This is a genomic window from Spirillospora sp. NPDC052242 (assembly GCF_040679555.1).
GTDB lineage: Bacteria > Actinomycetota > Actinomycetes > Streptosporangiales > Streptosporangiaceae > Spirillospora.
The window spans coordinates 15,297-31,094 of record NZ_JBFAUZ010000062.1; the positions used below are offsets into that span (position 1 = coordinate 15,297).

Consider the following 15,798-nt stretch of genomic DNA (forward strand, 5'->3'; position numbering starts at 1 on the left):
CCGGAGGTCGCTTTGACAGGCGGCCGTGGCGGACGGGATGGTCGTGCAGTGAACGATGCCGCGGGTGACGGGAACGGACGGGACGGGCGGGTCGCGCTGGTGACCGGGGCCGGTTCGGGAATCGGCGCGGCGGTCGCGGCGGCGCTGCTGGACGCGGGATGGCGCGTCGCGCTGGCGGGACGGCGCGCGGCCCGGCTGGAGGAGACGGCGCGGCGGTCGCGGGACGCCGGCGGCCGGGCGCTGGCCGTCGCCGCCGACGTCGCCGACCCGGCGTCGGTCGAGGCGCTGTTCGGGGCGGTCGCCGACCGGTGGGGGCGGCTGGACCTGCTGTTCAACAACGCCGGGGTGTTCGGGGAGCCCGCGCCGGTCGAGGACTTCGGTCTCGACGAGTGGCGCCGCGTCGTCGACACCAACCTGACGGGCGCGTTCCTGTGCGCTCGGGCGGCGTTCCGGATGATGAAGGAGCAGGACCCGCGGGGCGGGCGCATCGTCAACAACGGGTCGCTGGCGGCGCACACGCCGCGGCCCCGGTCGGTGGCCTACACCGCGAGCAAGCACGCGGTGACGGGGCTGACCAAGTCGCTGTCGCTGGAGGGGCGGCCGTACGGGATCGCGTGCGGGCAGATCGACGTGGGCAACGCGGCGACGGAGATGACGGGCGGGTTCGCGGCCGGCGCGCTGCAGGCGGACGGGTCGGTGCGGGCGGAGCCGGTGATGGACGCCGGGCACGTCGCGGAGGCCGTCCTGTACATGGCGGGGCTGCCGCCGGAGGCGAACGTGCAGTTCATGACGGTGATGGCGACGGCGATGCCGTCGTTCGTGGGCCGCGGCTGAGCCCGTCCCGCCGACGGCCGCTGGGGTTGCGCGTTTAGGTCCGGCGCAGGGGGAACGCCTCTACCGCGCTTCGTAACCACTGACGCGGGAGGGAGCCGGAAGCGATGACGATCATGCGGCCGGCGCAGGACGGCAGAGGCGGCGCGGCCGGCGCCACCGTTCACGGGGACGGGCAGGCGGCCGGGCGCGCGACCGGGCGGGTGGAGACCGGGCGGCACGAGCCGGGCACCGGCGAGCTCGTCCGGCAGGCGACCCAGCAGGTCTCGGACCTGATGCGCGCGGAGCTGCGCCTGGCCGTCGCCGAACTGAAGGACAAGGGCAAGCACGCCGGGACGGGCGCCGGGCTGTTCGGCGGCGCGGGCCTGGTCGCGCTGTACGGGGTCGGGGCGCTGCTGGCGGCGGCGATCGCGGCGATCGCGCTGGTGCTGCCGGTGTGGGCGGCGGCGCTGATCGTGGGCGGCGCGCTGCTGCTGGTCGCCGGGGTGCTCGCGCTGATGGGGCGCGGCCAGACCCGGCGGGCGACGCCCGCCATGCCCGAGCGGGCGGCGGAGGAGGCGCGGCAGACCGTCGCGGAACTGAAGGAGAGGGCGCACCGATGAGCAGGCACGGCGCCGGGGCCGGTACCGAGGAGTTGCGGCAGGAGGTCGACCGGGCCCGGCACGACCTCGGCGAGACCGTGGAGGCGCTGGCGGCCAAGGCCGATGTGAAGGCGATGGCGCGCGAGCGCGTCGACCAGGCCCGGACCCGCGCCATGGACGCGGTGGGGTCGGCGCGGCAGGCGGCGTCGTCGCGGGCGTCGTCGGCGCGCGCGGCCGCGACGTCGCCGCGGGGCGCGGCGCGGGCGCGGCAGGGCGGCGCGGCGGCGGGCGCGGCGGGGGCCGCGGCGGCGCTGCTGACGGTGTGGCTGCGGCGGCGCCGGGCGCCCGCGGTGCGGGTGCGGACGCGGCGGATGCAGCGGGCCCCGATCAAGGTGCGGCGGACGGGCGCGGGCCGGACGAAGTGGACGCCCGTGGCGCGTCTCACCGGTGCGCGGCGGACCCGGTCGCGGACGCCGCTGGTCTGGACGCGCCGCTGAGATGCCGGGTAAGCGTGGCCGTCCCGGCGGGCTCACCGACATGCCCGCGTCGGGCTGGCGCGGGGCGTTCAAGCGGACGATCGGCGAGTTCAAGGACGACAACCTGCAGGATTACGCGGCGGCCCTCACCTACTACGCGGTGCTGTCGATCTTCCCCGGGCTGCTGGTGGTGGTGTCGCTGGTCGGGCTGGCGGGCCGGTCGACCACCGACGACCTGATCTCCGAGCTGGGCGGGATGGCGCCCGGCGCGGTGAAGGACCTGCTGATCAGCGCGATCCGGCAGCTGCAGGGCTCCGGGGGCGCGGGCATCATCGCGCTCGTGGGCCTGGCGGCCGCGGTGTGGTCGGCGTCGGGGTACGTCGGGGCGTTCATGCGGGCGTCCAACGTCGTGTACGACGTGCCGGAGGGCCGCCCGTTCTGGAAGATGGTGCCGCTGCGGATCGGGATCACGGTGCTGACGCTGGTGGTGCTGGCGGCGTCGGCGGTCGCGGTGGTGGTGTCGGGGCCGCTGGCGCGCGAGGTCGGGGACATGCTGGGGCTGGGGTCGGCGGCGGTGACGGCGTGGCAGATCGCCAAGTGGCCGGTGCTGCTGGTGGTGATCAGCCTGCTGTTCTCGATGCTGTACTGGGCGGCGCCGAACGTGCGGCGCAGGTTCCGGTGGGTGACGCCGGGCGGTGTCGTGGCGGTGCTGGTGTGGCTGGCGGCGTCGGGCCTGTTCGCCCTGTACGTGGCGGGTTTCTCCAACTACAACAAGACCTACGGCAGCCTCGCCGGCGTGATCGTGTTCCTGGTGTGGCTGTGGATCAGCAACCTGGCGATCCTGCTGGGCGCGGAGCTGAACGCCGAGCTGGAGCGGGGCCGCGCCATCCAGGCCGGGGCGTCCGCCGGTGAGGAGCCCTACGTGGAGTTCCGCGACACGCGCGCGTTCGACGAGGAGGACCGCCGCGCGACCGGCGTGGGGCGCCGGGAGGCGGGCGGCGGGCACGACCGGGGCCCGGACCGTCCTGACTCGTCGGTGTGAAACGGGTCGCCTAACCCCTAACCCCCTGAATAGGATCTTCGCGTGCTGCGTCCCGCTTTCCCCATCGAGACCGAGCGACTCACCCTGCGTCCCTTCCGCGAGGACGATCTGGAAGGGCTGTACGCGTACCAGTCGCTGCCCGAGGTGGCGCGCTTCCTGTACTGGGAGCCGCGGAACCTGGAGGAGTCCAGGTCGTTCCTGAAGGAGAAGATGACGGCGGCCACCGTCGAGCGGGAGGGCGACTGGCTGGTGCTGGCGGTGGTGCTGCGGGAGACGGGCGACCTGATGGGCGAGGTCAACCTGCAGTGGCGCAGCCGGGAGCACCGGCAGGGCGAGATCGGCTACATCTTCAACCCGGCGTTCCACGGGCGGGGGTTCGCGACGGAGGCGGCCGAGGTGGTGCTGCGGCTGGGGTTCGAGGGGCTGGACCTGCACCGGGTGGTGGGGCGGCTGGACGGCCGCAACGTCGCGTCGGCGCGGGTGCTGGAGCGGCTGGGGATGCGGCGCGAGGCGCGTCTGGTGCAGAACGAGATGGTCAAGGGCGAGTGGACCGACGAGGTCGTGTACGCGATGCTGCGGGAGGAGTGGGAGCGCCGCGCTCCCCTCACCGACGGCTGACCTCTCCCCCGCGCCGGGCGGGCGCGGGGGTCACGGGTGGCGGCGGGCCTGCTCGTCCAGGCGGCGGGCGAGGTCGCGGACGTGGTCGCGCAGCGCGTCGGGGCGGCGGACGACGAACGGCGCGCCGAGCCCGGCGAGCATCCGCGCGGCGCCGTCGAGGCGTTCGGCGCGGGCGGTGAGGACGACGGCGCCGTCGCGGCCGGTGAGTTCGGCGACCGACGGCGGGAAGAAGCGGCGCGCCTCGGCGAGGGTCGTCTCCAGCAGCACTTCGATCTCGTGGGCGTAGGGGACGGCGGCCAGGGAGCGGGTGACGTGCGCGACGGGGTCGACGTCGCCGGGCGGTTCGAACCGTTCGGGGCGCGGTTCGGCGGACGCGACGCGGTCGACGCGGAAGGTGCGGGTCTGGCCGCTGCGGTGGTCGTGCCCGGTGACGTACCAGCGTCCGGAGTGGAACACCAGCCCGTAGGGGTCGAGGTCGCGTTCGGTTTCGTCGCCGCGCCAGGACCGGTAGCGCAGGCGGACGCGGTGCCGCCGCCGGGCGGCGCCGGCGAGGGTGAGGACGGCGCCGGTGTCGGGGGCGGCGGCGTCGCGGGCGGCGAAGGTGAACCCGAGGGTGTCGCGGAGGGCCTGGACGTGGTCGCGCAGCGCGGCGGGCAGGACGCGCTGCACTTTGGCGAGGGCGCTCTCGGTGGCGTGGCCGGGCAGCCCGAGGCGGCGTCCGGCGAGCAGGCCGAGGACGACGGCGGCGGCCTCGTCGTCGGTGAGCATCAGCGGCGGCAGCTTGTATCCGGGCATGAGCCGGTAGCCGCCGTGGCGGCCGCGTTCGGCGGTGACGGGGACGCCGAGTTCGCCGAGCCGGGCCGCGTAGCGGCGGACGGTGCGCTCGTCCACGCCGAGGCGGCGGGCGAGGTCGCGGCCGCCGAGGCGGTGGTGGGCCTGCAGCAGCTCGAGCATGGCCAGCAGGCGGGTCGTCGGGTGTTCGGGATGTGACACGGGACACTCACGATATCCGGGCGGGGTCTGTCCGGTATTCACCGTAGCCTGGTGCCGTACCGATGAGGGAGGAAAACGGATATGGCGACGTTCGTGCTGGTGCCGGGGTTCTGGCTGGGCGGGTGGGCGTGGGACGAGGTCGCGGCGGAGCTGCGCGCGGCGGGTCACGAGGCGGTGCCGGTGACGCCGACGGGCCTGGCGGAGCGGGCGGGCGAGGCGACGCCGGAGGTGAACGTGGACACCCACGTCGCCGACGTCGTCGCGGCGGTCGAGGGCGCGGTGAAGGACGCGGCGCGGCGCGGCGCCGAGGAGCGGGTGGTGCTGGTGGCGCACAGCGGCGGGGCGATGGCGGTGACGGGCGCGGCGGACCGGATCCCCGAGCGGGTCGCGCGGATCGTCTACGTCGACACCGGGCCGATGCCGTCGGGGATGGCGAACATCGACTTCCACGAGCCGGAGGCGCGTGCGGAGCTGGAGCGGCGGGCGGCCGAGGACGGCGGGGGGTGGCTGCTGCCGGTGCCGCCGTTCGCGCCGGGCGAGGGTTCCGGGGAGGACGCGGGTGATCTGGCGGGGCTGACGGAGGAGCATCTGGCGGCGTTGCGCGAGCGCGGCACGCCGCAGCCGTTCGGGACGGTGACGCAGCCGCTGGAGCGTCCCGATCCGCTGCCGGAGACGCCGCGGACGCTGATCGCGACGTCGATCCCGCTGGAGGCGGTGCGGGCGATGGCGGAGGGCGGCCATCCGGTGTTCGCGATGATGGCGGGGCCGGGCTGGACGCACCGGTCGCTGCCGACGGGGCACTGGCCGATGTTCTCGCGGCCGCGGGAGCTGGCGGCGCTGCTCGCGGCGGACGCCCCGGACGCGGCGGGCGCGGAGGCGGGCGCGTGACCGGCGGGCGGTGGCGTGCTCGGGGGCGCGGTCAGGGGGCGGTGAAGGTGCAGGGCAGCCGCTTGTAGCCGTTGATGAGGCTGGACATCAGCCGGTCGGGCTCCCCGGCGGCGCGCAGGTCGGGGAGCCGGGTGAACAGCTCGCGGAACATGACGGTGATCTCGCGGCGGGCGAGGTTGGCGCCGAGGCAGAAGTGGGGTCCCGGTCCCCCGAAGCCGACGTGGGGGTTCGGGGAGCGGGTGATGTCGAAGACGTCGGGGTCGGTGAAGACGGTCTCGTCGCGGTTGGCGGAGTTGTAGAACAGCATGACCTTGTCGCCCTCGCTGAAGGCGTGGCCGTTCATGACGTGGTCGCGGGTGAGGTTGCGGCGGAAGCAGATGACGGGCGTGGAGTAGCGGACGATCTCCTCGACGGCGCCGCCGATGCGGCCGTCGAAGTCGTCCAGGAGCAGGTCGCGCTGGCCGGGGTTGTCGGTGAGCAGCTGCAGGCCGTGCGCGAGGGCGGTGCGGGTGGTCTCGTTGCCGGCGACGACGAGCAGCAGGAAGAAGGTGCCGAACTCGCGGGCGGTGAGCTTCTCCCCGTCGATGTTGGCGTTGACGAGGGCGGAGGTGAGGTCGCCGGTGGGTTCGGCGGCGCGCTCGCGGCCGAGCCGGGCGGCGAGGCGGTGCAGGTCGCGGCCGGCGAGGGCGACCTTGGCGAGGCCGAGGCCGGTGCGCAGCCGTCCCATGTCGGGGGTGATGCCGGTGTACTCGGGGTCGGAGTTGCCGAGCACGATGTTGGTCAGCCGCACGACCCGGGGGTAGAGGTCCGCGGGGATGCCGAGCATGTCGCAGATGACCTCGACGGGGAGGCGGACGGCGGCGTGCTCGACGAAGTCGAGGGGTTCGTCGGCGGGGCGGGACGCGCGGGCGGCGATGAGCTCGTCGACGATCCGGGCGGCGCGGGCGGCGATGTCGTCCTCGGTCTTGGCGAGCATCCGGGGGCTGAACGCGCGCGACACCACCCGGCGGATCTTGGCGTGCCGCGGGTCGTCCATGTTGATCATGGAGTTGACGTAGCGGTCGAGGAAGCCGGGCGAGTCGATGACGGTGGTGGCGTTCGGCTCGCTGGAGAAGATCTGCGGGTTGCGGGACGCCTCGGTGACGTCGGCGTGCGAGACCAGGGCCCAGTAGCCGCCGCCGCGGCCGGTGAACGGGACGGGCGGGTCGGCGAAGAACGAGGGGGCGCCGCGGGCGCGCAGCGCGGCGAACGCGGCGGCGCGCTCGTCCAGGGGGCGGCCCCAGAAGCGCAGGTCGCTCAGGTCGATGTCGCGGGGGTCGATCTCGCCGATCGTCCCGCCGTCCTGCCGGGTGGTCATCGCCGCGTCCTCCTCGCCGGATCCGGCCCCCATGCTCGAGTAATCGGTTGCTTACGGTCAATGGGCGGGCGGGCGGCTGTGACCCATGCCACGCGCCCCCGGCCGGGAACGTGGCTCCGGCGCACTATCACGACACTCCCGGCGCCGGGAATGACTCACTTCTCAACAGTGCTCCATGATTTTCTTATTACGGCGCCTTGTAGATCATTTAGCGGGGGGCGAGGACACTCGGCGGAAGCCGCGCGGCCCGTCCGGGGGCGGCGCCCGTTGCGCGAGGTGAGTCGATGACGCCGTCCGTCCGCAGCCAGTCACGCCCGGCCCGCGGGAGCCGCCCGGCGACGTCCGGGGCCCTCGTCGCGGTCCTCGTCGTGGGGATCGGCGCGGCCGGCGCGGGCACCGCGGCCGCCGACGGGCCCGTCCGCGCCGACACCGGCGCGCGGATCGTCGCCGAGACCGGCCTGGACGGCAACGACGTCGACATCACCATCGACTCGCCCTCGCTGGGCAAGCGCGTCAAGGCCCGCGTGCTGCTGCCGGAGAACTGGACCCGCGGCGCCGCCCGCACCTGGCCGGTGCTGTACGCGTTCCACGGCGGGCAGGACGACTACACCTCCTGGACCCGCAACACCGACATCGAGGCGTGGGCCCGCGCCTACGACGTCATCGTGGTCATGCCGGAGGGCGAGGACGGCTCGTACGCCGACTGGTACAACTACGGCAAGGGCAGCACGCCGAAGTGGGAGACGTTCCACACCGCCGAGGTGCGGCAGCTGATCGAGCGGAACTACCGCGGGGGCGCGCGGCGCGCCGCGATCGGCAACTCCTCCGGCGGCGCGGGCGCGGTGTCCTACGCGGCCCGCCACCCGGGGATGTTCAGCTACGTGGCGTCGCTGAGCGGCGTGCTGTCGATGCGGCAGCCGGGCATCCCGGCGATGCTGATGTTCACCAACGCCGGCAACGGGCAGGACCCGTTCGCGATCTGGGGCATCCCGTGGGCCGACGACGCGAATTGGAAGGCCCACGACCCGCACACCCTCGCGCCGAAGCTGCGCGGCACCGGGCTGTTCTTCTCCTCCGGGACCACGGGCCGGCCCGGCCCGGGCGACCCGAACGTGGCGCCGTGGGACATCGGCCTGCTGAGCGAGATCGTGATCGGCGCCAACAACAAGGAGTTCAAGAAGCGCCTCGACGAGCTGAAGATCCCCCACACCGCGCACATCTACGGCGACGGGCGGCACAACTGGCCGGCGTGGGTGCGGGAGAGCAAGTTCGTGTGGCCGGCGCTGATGAACTCGATCGGCGCCGCGCGCGCCTGACCGGCCTCACCCGTCCCGCGGTCCGGCCCCTCCCCCGGATCCGCCGCCGGGCCCCTCGCCGGGCCCCTCGCCGGGACGGTCGCCGCGGCCGCGGCGGCGGAACCTGATCCCGCGGCGGGCGGGCGGTTCGGTGAGGGGATGCTCCTCGATGTCGTAGCGGCGGATGTAGGCGCCGGCGAACGCCTGGACGCTGGCGCCGAGCGGCAGCGCGAGCAGCACCCCGAGGGGCCCGACGACGGCGGCGCCGGCCAGCACGAGCCCGAACGCGACTGCGGGGTGCATGGCCATGGTGCTGGCGGTGATGCGGGGCTGCAGCAGGTAGTTCTCGAGCTGCTGGTAGCCGACGATGAACAGCAGCATCCACAGCGCGGTGCTGGGCGCCGCGGTGAGCGCGACCAGCACCGGGACCGCGCCGGCGAGGTAGGTGCCGACGACGGGGATGAACTGCGACAGCACTCCCACCCACAGCGCGAGCGTCGCGGCGTAGGGGACGCCGAGCCCGGCCATGGCGATGTAGTGCGCGACGCCGGAGACCAGGGCGAGCAGGGCGCGGGAGTAGATGTAGCCGCCGGTCTTTTCGACGGCGATCTCCCAGGCGGTCAGGACCTGCCGCTGCCGGTGCGGCGGCAGCACCGAGCAGACGGTGCGGCGGAACTGCGGGCCCTCGGCCGACAGGTAGAACGTGAACAGCAGCACCGCGAACGCCTTGAAGACCACTTCGAAGGCGGTGGCGCCGATGACCCACACGTTGCCCGCGAGCGCCGACAGCTGCCCCGACAGCTGCTGGGTGACGGTGGGCAGCCGCTGGAACAGCGTCTCGCGCGACAGCTCGGTGCCGAAGGTGCCGTTGATCCAGTCGATGACGCCGGTGACGTAGCCGGGGAACTCGTCGATGAGGTTGCTGGTCTGGGTGGCCAGCAGCGACCCGATGCCACCGAGGAACCCGGCGAGGCACGCCGCGATGACGAGGAACATCAGCCCGGTGCCGGCGCCGCGCCGCCAGCCGCGCCGGGCGAGCCAGTTGACGGCGGGTTCGATCGCGAACGCCAGGAACAGCGAGGTGAGCAGCAGCACCAGCAGCTCGCGGAGCCGTTCGACGATCCACAGCCCGGCGACGAACGCCAGGGTGATCGCCCCGGCGAGCACGAACGCCTTGGGCAGCCACGGCGGCATCCGCCGCGGTTCCCCGGCCCCTGCGCCGTCCGCGTACCCGTTCGGGGGAACGGCGGGCGGAACGGTGTCCTCGGGCACCCCCACCGTCGCCCCGGACCCTTCCGGGACGGAGTTCGCCGCGCCGTGCCCGGGCGTGCGGGGTGCGCCGGGGACGCCGGGCGCGCCTGCGGGGCCGCCGGCCGGTGCGTCCTCGGGCCGGTCGCCGGGCGGGTCGGGCATGTCCGCACGCTAACCGCGGGAGGGTGCCGTGATCGCGTGCCCGCACCCTCCGTGGAGGCAACCTTTGCCGAGACTTCAGCAGCCGCCACCGCCCCGAGGGACGCCCTCGAGCAGCGGCGTCGGCCGGGCTCCGCCTTCGGCCGGGCGCGCGGGGGGTTTGCGGGAGGATGGGCGCCATGGGCGAGATCTTCACTCACCGGCTGCGGGTCCGGTACAGCGAGTGCGACCAGCAGGGCGTGGTGTTCAACGGGCACTACCTGTTCTTCTACGACGTGGCGTTGACGGAGATGTGGCGGGAGCTGATCGGCGACCCGGGCGCGATGGTGCGCGACGGCTACGACCTGGTGGTGGCGGAGGCGCGGATCCGGTTCCGTGAGGGCGCGCGGTTCGACGAGCTGCTGGAGGTGCGGATGCCGGTGGCGCATGTGGGGGTGACGAGCCTGGTGGTGCGTCCGGAGTTCCGGGTGGGCGAGCGGCTCCTCGCCGACGGGGAGGTGCGGCATGTGTTCATCGACCCGGCGGGCACGGGCAAGCGGGAGATGCCTTCGCAGGTGAGGGCGGTGCTGGAGGAGCTGCACGCGGTGAACGGCGGGTGACGGCCGTCCCGTCCCGCGGTTCCCGGCCGCGGGGCGGGACGTCGCGATGACGGCGGATCGCCCGGGGAGGACTACTATGCGCCGGGTGAGCTGGCAGGGGGCCGGGGCGCAGCCCGGCGGAACCGGGAGCGGGCCGGGCGGGGATCTGTTCGCCTCGGTCGAGGGCAACGTGCGGGAGCTGGTGGCGTCCCCGTGGTGGCAGACGGCGCCGCCCGCCGAGCGCGCCGCGCAGATCGCGGCGCGGATGCTGTGGGGCGCGGGCGAGTGGTGGCTGTACGGGGCGTGGGGCCGCTGGTACCGGTGCGGGCTGGACGGGGCGTGGCATCCGTGCCCGCCGCCGGCCGATCCGGCCGACCGGGCGGTGGCGGTTCCGGCGCCGCGCGGGGCGGGGACGCCGCCGCTGCCGCCGCAGCTGTTCCCGACGGGCCCCGATCTGGCGGCGGGGCGGGTCGCGCCGCTGGGGTTCCTCGGGCCGGTGCCCGACACCTCGGTCGTGGCGCGCGTCTCGCAGGCGATCACGACGGCGCTGGCGGTGAACCCGGCGCAGTTCGTGCAGCGCGATCCGATGTTCCAGCCGGGGACGCCGTCCACGATCGCGGCCGCGTGGGGTGCGCTGCTGTGGTGCGCGGGGTCGCCGGTGGTGCTGACCGAGCATCCGCTGATCGAGTCGTTCATCCCGTTCCTGACGACCCCGGCCGAGCGGCTGCACTGGATGATGCCGCCGGACTTCGGGACGCTCGCCGGCTACTACGTGCACCGGCTCGGCGCGGGCGACGGCGGCGGCGCCGCGCACATCGCGCGGGTGATGTACGAGGTCGCGGCGGGGCTGCAGGCCGATCCGCGGTTCCGTCCGGGCGCGGACGCGCTGGCGGCGGTGACGGCGGCGTCGCTGCGGATGGTGAACCAGGACATGGCGACCGTCCGGTACGGGCCGGAGGCGATCCTGCAGGAGTGGCGGCGGCGCTGCCCGGCCGAGTTCGCCACCCCGATGGTCCGCGACACCTCGCCGGGCGAGTTCCTGCGGCTGGGCCTGTACGACCTGCAGCAGATCGTCGCGCAGATCACCGGCCCGCGGCGGCCGTCGGCGGGCGGCCGCGCCCATGACGAGGTGCGCCGCGCGGGGGTGGCGGTGCTGGCGGCGGACCTGCAGGCGGCGCCGGGCGCGCTGCCGGCGCTGCAGCGGTGGCTGGACCCCGACGGCGCCCGCACGGCGCAGGCCGTCCTGACCGATCCGGCGCATCCGGGGCGGGCGCTGTGGCCGCGGGACGGGCGGCTGCCGGAGGCGCTGCGGACCGACGACGCCGATCTGCTGGCGTCGCTGCTGGCGACGACCTACACGCTGGGGCTGACGTGGTGCCGGCTGGCGCAGGTGCATCCGCCGGCGACGGGGTTCGCGGTGCCGCAGGCGGCCGCGGCGGAGCTGACGTCCCCGGCGATGCACAGCCCGCCGTCGACCGACGAGCTGTCGGCGTGGGACATCATCAAGGCGGCGCGCGCGCACATGGCGGCGGAGCGGGCCGCGGCGGGCGGGGACGAGCCGGTCGCGCCGGTCCCGGAGCCGCAGCGGGAGCCGTCGGGGCCGCCGCCGGCGGCCGCGCCGGTCGAGCCTCCGGCGGCGCCCCCCATCTCCCCCGCCCCCGCGCCCGCGCCGCCGGTTCCCGCCCCGGCGCCCGCCGCGGAGCCGGTTCCGGCCGCTCCGGTGGCGCCGCCGGAGCCGCCGCCTCCGGCGTGGCCGCAGGCCGAGCCGGTGGCGGCGGCGCCCGACGCCGGCGCCGGGCCCGAACCTCAGTGGCCGGGCGAGCCCCGCACGCAGCTGGACTCCGGCGGGTTCCGCACCCAGCTCGACCCGGGACCGGCGTGGCCGGGCGCGGCCGCGGCGCCGCCCGACCCGGCGCCGGGGGATCCCCCGCCGCCTCCGGTGCCGGACTGGGCGCGCGACGCCGAGCGCGAGGCGGGCGGGGAGCTGCCGCCGCCGCCCGCGCCGGTGCCGGCCCCGCCGCCGCCGATGCCTCCGGCGCCCGCGCCCGACCAGGGCGCGCAGATCGCCGAGGCGTACGGGATCCGGTTCCTGTGCGGCGCCGACGACATCGAGCGGGTCGTCACCGAGGTGCGGCGGCGCGGCAAGTGGGCGCGGCGGCTGCGCGGGCAGCAGGTGTCGAGCGCGTCGGCGCCGGCTTTGCTGCTGATCGGGGGGCCGTCCAGCGGGCAGCGGCGGCTGGCGCGGATGGTCGCGCGGGCGCTGGCGGAGGTGGAGGCCTCCAGCGGGGAGGTCCGCTCGGTGCACGCCGAGGACCTGCGCGAACGTGGCCCGGAGGGGCTGCGGGCGGCGCTGGAGGAGCACGCCGGGCACGTCCTGCTGCTGGACGGGCTGGACGCGCTGATCCTGGACGAGGAGCAGGGCCCGGCGTACGCGACGGTGCTGTACCGGACGCGGCTGGAGGGCGTGAACGACACGGCGCTGCTGGGCACGTGCGGCCCGGACCGGGTCGGTGAGCTGTCGGCGGCGTCGCCGGAGCTGGTGACGGATCTGCGCGCGGTGCGGCTGCCGGATCTGGCCGAGCCGCGGGCGCGGGCGGCGCTGGTGGGGCTGCTGGCGCAGGAGCGGTCGCTGCGGCTGGGCGCGGACGCGTGGGCGGTGGTCGACCGGGAGATCGGCGGGCTGCGGCCGCGGGGCCGGCTGACGGGCGCGCGGCTGGTGGAGGCGTATCTGGACCGGGCCGCGACGCGGCGGATGGGCAGCGCGGAGGAGACGCAGGCGCTGGACGAGGAGACGCTGTCGCTGACGGCGTCGGACTTCGCGGGCCTGGCGGCGGAGCTGTCGGGCCGCTGACCCGCCCGCGGTAACGGCACGTGCGGCCCGGTCCCGGCGGGATCGGGCCGCCCCGCCGTTCCACACGAACGACCGCCCGTCCCGCAGGCGCTCGCGCACCGGCTCGTCCGCGGCCCCGCCACTACGGGACGGGTGCCCGCGGACGGGGCCGTTACGCGGTGCGCCCGCCGCGGCGGCCCTCGGAGCGGCTGCTGTGGGCGGCACCCGTACGGAAGCGGCCTCGATCTGCGCGCGGCGGCCCCGCCACCGCCCGCCCGTCCGTGCCGGGTGGACGGCGACGCGCGTCCGGTCACCCGCGAATACCGGGGGCCGGTGCGGTACCCCTTCGGGCAGCGAACCGCGCCGGTGTCCCCTGCCGCCGTGGCCTGGGGGTTCGTGGGGGACGGGCCGTGCCGCGGGGCGCACGGGGACGGCGGCAACGCGGAGTTCGGGCGCGGGTGCGGGGATTGAGGCGGTCGCGTCAGCGCATGAAGCGGGCGCGGCGGGTGACCATGGAGGGCGTGGAACGCGCAGATCGGTTGCTGCTGCTGGTCGCCGAGCTCCGCGGGGCGGCCCCGGAGCCGCTGCGGCCGCGGGAGCTGGCGGAGCGGCTCGGGGTCGGTGAGCGGACGGTGCGGCGGGATCTGAAGCTGCTGGCGGCCGGGGGGCTGCCGGTGCGGGCGGGGCCGGGCGGCGGTCATGTGCTGGAGGAGCCGGCGCGGCCGGTGGTGGGCGAGGCGGAGTCGCTGACGGGGCCGGTGCGCGACACGCTCGCCGAGGCGGTGCGGACGCGGCGGGTGGTGCGGCTGGCCTACACCGACCGGGCGGGGACGCGGACGCTGCGGGACGTGGAGGCGTCGGGGCTGGTGGCGGCCCCCTACGGGGAGTACCTGGTGGGGTGGTGCTTGACGCGGGAGGGGCCGCGGCGGTTCCGGCTGGACCGGATCGGCGCGGCGTATCTGGCGGGGCGGGGCGCGCGGGTGCGGGAGCTGGAGGAGTTGCTGGCGGCGCTGCGGGTGCCGTTGCCGCGTCCGCCGTCCGCGCCGGACCGGCGGCGGGGGCCGGGCGGGGCGCGGGCGTGGACGCTGGAGCGGGTGGAGCGGGTGCGGGGCCGGCTGCGGGAGGAGGCGGCGGGTGTCCGGGACGGCCGGGAGGGCGCGGCGGCGCTGCGGGCGGCGGCGGGGCATCTGGCGGAGTGGACGCGGTGGCAGGCGGCCGCGGTGCGGGCGGCGGCGACGGGCGCCGAGCCGGTGCTGGAGGGCCGCCGTCCGCCGTTTGCGCGGGGGTTCGGGCGGGCGACGACGTACGCGGCGCGGGAGCGGATGATCCAGGACGCGATGGCGCCGCGGTCGCTGGTGGAGGTGCTGCGGGATCTGCAGGAGGTGCTGGAGGGGGTGGCGCACTGGGCGGCGGGGTGCGATGACGCGCTGTGGGAGGGGGAGCTGCCGGATCCGCGCCCGTACGGGCCGCCGGGCGAGCCGCGTCCGCTGGCGGAGCTGCTGGCGGGGCCGCGGGGGCCGCTGGCTCATGTGGAGTGGCATCTGGACCGGCTGGCCGAGGGCGCGGCGCCGGACGGGCGGGTGTGGGCGGTGGAGCGCTGCCCGCTGCGCCCCTGACGGCCGCGCCGGGCCGGGCCGGGCGGGGCCGCCGGGTCGGGCGGGTCAGGGGCGGGCGGCGGGGCGGTGCCCGTCGCCAGGGGTGAGCAGCCGGCTGAACCAGACGGTCTTCCCGCCCCCACCGCCCCCGTCTTGTTCGGTGTCGCCGTTGGTGCCGGGGCGGATGCCGTATTCGGTGGCGAGGGCGGCGACCAGGAGCAGGCCGCGTCCGGCCTCGTCCCAGATGGGGACGTCGGCGGGCGGGGGCGGCGGTGCGGTGGTGCGGCCGTCGGTGACCTCGCCGTGGAGGCGGCGGCCGTGCAGGCGCAGGCGGAGGCGGATGGGGCCGGCGCCGTGCAGGACGGCGTTGGTGACGAGTTCGTCGACGATGAGGACGATGTCGTCGGCGTCGTCGGGGTCGGCGACCCGCCAGTCGTGCAGGGCGCCGGCGGTCAGGGCGCGCGCCTCGGCGGCGGCGCGGGGCCGGGCCGGCAGGTCCCAGGCGGCCGCGCGCGCGTCCGGGAGGACGGGCGCGGGCCCTCCGGCGTTCCCGATGTCGGCCGTGGTTCCGGTGGTGTCCCCCGCTGTGTCCACTGGTCGTTCTCCTCACCGCGCGGTGCCCGGTCGGTGCCGGGATGGTCCGTTCCGCCGTGGTCGTCGGCGTCCGTCACTTTCATGGACGCGGGCGGGACGGGCGCGGTGCACCCGTGCACGCAACCGTCACCGCGCGGTGAGGGCAGTGGTGTCGGGCGGTGAGAGCGGCGGCGGGTGAGCGGTGACACGCCGGGCCCGGGGGGGCGGGTGGAATGAGCAGTGCCCGGTTGCCGTTAGGGTGGGTGGCGTCGGTGTGGCATGTGTCCCCCGGGCTCTACCCATCGCCTTCGAGGAATACCGCCGGTCCCTTCGCGGGCCGGGCCGGAGCTTCGTTGTGCCTTTCGCCGCGAGGCGACCACCACACCGGCCTCGACGCCGTGGCCCCGGCGGGATTCCGGTCCCGCCGGGGCCACGGCGCTTTTTCGCTGCTGCGGTTTTCTCGTCTGCCGGTTTCTTGGTTCGCCGGGGACGTGCCGTCAGGTGATGGCGGTCGCCACGCCGATCGCGATCGCGGCGATGATCGCCAGGACGGCGACGGACGCGGCGGCGATGACCCGGACGCGGCGGCCGGGACGGCGGTCGCCGAGCCGTGCGAGCCGATGGGCCAGCCGCGGGTCGTCCTCGCTCAGGCGGACCTCGATCTGGGTGAGGATCCGCTGCTCCTCCATCGACAGCGCCATGCTCATACCTCCGGGGGGCGGCCGGTCAAG

Annotated in this window: 15 protein-coding genes; 10 read left to right on the forward strand and 5 right to left on the reverse strand. The window is 75.9% G+C overall.

Features of this window, described 5'->3' with window-relative positions; all coding sequences use genetic code 11:
• The first annotated feature begins 48 nt into the window (after positions 1 to 48).
• From AB0L25_RS35910 to AB0L25_RS35930, 5 genes are all read left to right on the forward strand, one after another.
• Positions 49 to 834, forward strand: a complete 786-nt coding sequence (locus tag AB0L25_RS35910; protein ID WP_500177455.1) for an SDR family oxidoreductase — start codon at positions 49 to 51, stop codon at positions 832 to 834.
• A gap of 104 nt (positions 835 to 938) precedes the next feature.
• Positions 939 to 1,433 carry a phage holin family protein gene (locus tag AB0L25_RS35915; protein WP_500177456.1) on the forward strand — a complete coding sequence of 165 codons (495 nt, stop codon included), beginning with the start codon at positions 939 to 941 and terminating at the stop codon, positions 1,431 to 1,433.
• Entirely contained in the window at positions 1,430 to 1,909 is a 480-nt protein-coding gene (locus AB0L25_RS35920) for a DUF3618 domain-containing protein (protein WP_500177457.1), read from the forward strand. The genes AB0L25_RS35915 and AB0L25_RS35920 overlap by 4 nt, the downstream gene beginning before the upstream one ends.
• Position 1,910: 1 nt before the next feature.
• Positions 1,911 to 2,930 (forward strand): YihY/virulence factor BrkB family protein, encoded by a 1,020-nt coding sequence (locus AB0L25_RS35925; RefSeq protein WP_500177458.1) that lies wholly within the window; start codon positions 1,911 to 1,913, stop codon positions 2,928 to 2,930.
• Between the two features lie 42 nt (positions 2,931 to 2,972).
• Positions 2,973 to 3,548, forward strand: coding sequence for a GNAT family N-acetyltransferase (locus AB0L25_RS35930; protein ID WP_500177460.1), 576 nt, complete (start codon positions 2,973 to 2,975; stop codon positions 3,546 to 3,548).
• Positions 3,549 to 3,578: 30 nt separating this feature from the next.
• On the opposite strand, the gene AB0L25_RS35935 is transcribed toward AB0L25_RS35930, so the two are convergent.
• Complete coding sequence (locus tag AB0L25_RS35935; RefSeq protein WP_500177461.1) at positions 3,579 to 4,541, reverse strand: helix-turn-helix transcriptional regulator; 963 nt, start codon at positions 4,539 to 4,541, stop codon at positions 3,579 to 3,581.
• Positions 4,542 to 4,622: 81 nt separating this feature from the next.
• Between AB0L25_RS35935 and AB0L25_RS35940 the strand changes: the two genes are divergently transcribed.
• A complete protein-coding gene (locus AB0L25_RS35940; protein ID WP_500177463.1) occupies positions 4,623 to 5,429 on the forward strand; it encodes an alpha/beta fold hydrolase in 807 nt (268 codons plus the stop codon).
• Between the two features lie 31 nt (positions 5,430 to 5,460).
• Here AB0L25_RS35940 and AB0L25_RS35945 read toward each other — a convergent pair whose 3' ends face one another.
• Positions 5,461 to 6,786 carry a cytochrome P450 gene (locus AB0L25_RS35945; RefSeq protein ID WP_500177511.1) on the reverse strand — a complete coding sequence of 442 codons (1,326 nt, stop codon included), beginning with the start codon at positions 6,784 to 6,786 and terminating at the stop codon, positions 5,461 to 5,463.
• A 284-nt stretch (positions 6,787 to 7,070) separates the two neighbouring features.
• On the opposite strand from AB0L25_RS35945, the gene AB0L25_RS35950 reads away from it, so the two are divergent.
• Positions 7,071 to 8,102, forward strand: coding sequence for an alpha/beta hydrolase (locus tag AB0L25_RS35950; RefSeq protein WP_500177465.1), 1,032 nt, complete (start codon positions 7,071 to 7,073; stop codon positions 8,100 to 8,102).
• A gap of 6 nt (positions 8,103 to 8,108) precedes the next feature.
• On the opposite strand, the gene AB0L25_RS35955 is transcribed toward AB0L25_RS35950, so the two are convergent.
• Positions 8,109 to 9,494, reverse strand: coding sequence for an AI-2E family transporter (locus tag AB0L25_RS35955; RefSeq protein WP_500177466.1), 1,386 nt, complete (start codon positions 9,492 to 9,494; stop codon positions 8,109 to 8,111).
• 176 nt (positions 9,495 to 9,670) lie between these two features.
• Between AB0L25_RS35955 and AB0L25_RS35960 the strand changes: the two genes are divergently transcribed.
• From AB0L25_RS35960 to AB0L25_RS35970, 3 genes are all read left to right on the forward strand, one after another.
• The gene (locus tag AB0L25_RS35960; protein WP_500177467.1) at positions 9,671 to 10,090 is read left to right on the forward strand and encodes an acyl-CoA thioesterase; all 420 of its coding nucleotides are present in this window, start codon (positions 9,671 to 9,673) and stop codon (positions 10,088 to 10,090) included.
• Positions 10,091 to 10,175: 85 nt separating this feature from the next.
• On the forward strand, positions 10,176 to 12,920 hold the full coding sequence (locus AB0L25_RS35965) for a hypothetical protein (protein WP_500177469.1): 2,745 nt from the start codon (positions 10,176 to 10,178) through the stop codon (positions 12,918 to 12,920).
• A 500-nt stretch (positions 12,921 to 13,420) separates the two neighbouring features.
• Positions 13,421 to 14,515, forward strand: coding sequence for a helix-turn-helix transcriptional regulator (locus tag AB0L25_RS35970; RefSeq protein ID WP_500177471.1), 1,095 nt, complete (start codon positions 13,421 to 13,423; stop codon positions 14,513 to 14,515).
• Between the two features lie 45 nt (positions 14,516 to 14,560).
• On the opposite strand, the gene AB0L25_RS35975 is transcribed toward AB0L25_RS35970, so the two are convergent.
• The gene (locus tag AB0L25_RS35975; RefSeq protein ID WP_500177473.1) at positions 14,561 to 15,088 is read right to left on the reverse strand and encodes an ATP-binding protein; all 528 of its coding nucleotides are present in this window, start codon (positions 15,086 to 15,088) and stop codon (positions 14,561 to 14,563) included.
• Between the two features lie 476 nt (positions 15,089 to 15,564).
• Complete coding sequence (locus tag AB0L25_RS35980; RefSeq protein WP_500177474.1) at positions 15,565 to 15,768, reverse strand: DUF3040 domain-containing protein; 204 nt, start codon at positions 15,766 to 15,768, stop codon at positions 15,565 to 15,567.
• Positions 15,769 to 15,798 lie beyond the last annotated feature (30 nt).

Coding starts and splice junctions, on each gene's coding strand:
- AB0L25_RS35915 (WP_500177456.1), top strand. CDS start 939: ATGACGATCATGCGGCCGGCGCAGGACGGCAGAGGCGGCGCGGCCGGC.
- AB0L25_RS35920 (WP_500177457.1), top strand. CDS start 1,430: ATGAGCAGGCACGGCGCCGGGGCCGGTACCGAGGAGTTGCGGCAGGAG.
- AB0L25_RS35925 (WP_500177458.1), top strand. CDS start 1,911: ATGCCGGGTAAGCGTGGCCGTCCCGGCGGGCTCACCGACATGCCCGCG.
- AB0L25_RS35940 (WP_500177463.1), top strand. CDS start 4,623: ATGGCGACGTTCGTGCTGGTGCCGGGGTTCTGGCTGGGCGGGTGGGCG.
- AB0L25_RS35945 (WP_500177511.1), bottom strand. CDS start 6,786: ATGACCACCCGGCAGGACGGCGGGACGATCGGCGAGATCGACCCCCGC.
- AB0L25_RS35950 (WP_500177465.1), top strand. CDS start 7,071: ATGACGCCGTCCGTCCGCAGCCAGTCACGCCCGGCCCGCGGGAGCCGC.
- AB0L25_RS35955 (WP_500177466.1), bottom strand. CDS start 9,494: ATGCCCGACCCGCCCGGCGACCGGCCCGAGGACGCACCGGCCGGCGGC.
- AB0L25_RS35960 (WP_500177467.1), top strand. CDS start 9,671: ATGGGCGAGATCTTCACTCACCGGCTGCGGGTCCGGTACAGCGAGTGC.
- AB0L25_RS35980 (WP_500177474.1), bottom strand. CDS start 15,768: ATGGCGCTGTCGATGGAGGAGCAGCGGATCCTCACCCAGATCGAGGTC.